We start from the raw sequence: 908 nt of genomic DNA on the forward strand, positions 1-908 counted from the left end.
GATATGTACCCCTATACCATTCATTATCTTGAAGGGGAAATAGATCCTAACGATCCTTATGACAAAATCGCTGCTAATAACGAACTTAACTTAAAACTATCCCTTTATGCCAAAGAGGGATTATTTACCGAAGAGCTGGTCGGTCACGATGGCGACAAGCCACTATACCGCTATAATTTAACGGATGAAGGGCGTAAATATCTTGATAAAAAATGGAGTGCAACAAATTTCTGTTTTGGAAAAGTGGTGGTTGAAAAAATTGATGAGGTTGATGATCAAATGCAAGGGATGAGAATGGTGACTTTTTATTACCATATGGAAAACGTGCCAAACTGGATAAAAAATAAAGATATTTATAGTCTGTATAAAGGTTATGGCGGTTTAGGGAAAGCCGTATTAGGGGGGAGCCCGAGGGCTATACATTATTACAGTTTTGGGCCTGATGGTGAGCTACGTTTGACGGCCGGTAAAAGTGGCCACTATGTTTTATAAACGTAAATCATGGGGTTATTAATAGGCAATAATCATGACAAAAAAACTAACCATCATTGCATTACTCATCAGTAGCGCACTAATTATATTTTTACTAAAAAGTTGTAATAATTACATGTATAAAGACCGCATACAGGAAGAAAATGATCGTATTAACCCTACCGGCAATAGAGCAGTTTGCCTGCGGGTGGGTAAAATTTATCAGGATATGTACCCCTATACTATTAAATATATGCCAGGGTATCATAAAGATATGCACTATCGCGATCCTATTTATATTAATAATAAATTAAATGAACGATTAGCACTCTATGCCAAAGAGGGATTATTTACTGAAGAGCTAGTCGGTCACGATGGCGACAAGCCACTATACCGCTATAATTTAACGGATGAAGGGCGTAAATATCTTGATAAAA

1 protein-coding gene and 1 pseudogene are annotated in these 908 nt (G+C 37.0%); both read left to right on the forward strand.

All coding sequences use genetic code 11. The annotated features are described in order from the left end of the window. Positions 1-492, forward strand: a pseudogene (locus A9G44_RS13565) (hypothetical protein); the annotation flags it as partial. Positions 493-526: 34 nt separating this feature from the next. Beyond that, positions 527-908, forward strand: a 382-nt coding sequence (locus A9G44_RS09170) for a hypothetical protein (protein WP_143426361.1), incomplete at its 3' end; no start/stop codon positions are given.

This window comes from Gilliamella sp. Occ4-3 (assembly GCF_001690675.1).
GTDB classification, from domain to species: domain Bacteria; phylum Pseudomonadota; class Gammaproteobacteria; order Enterobacterales; family Orbaceae; genus Gilliamella; species Gilliamella bombi.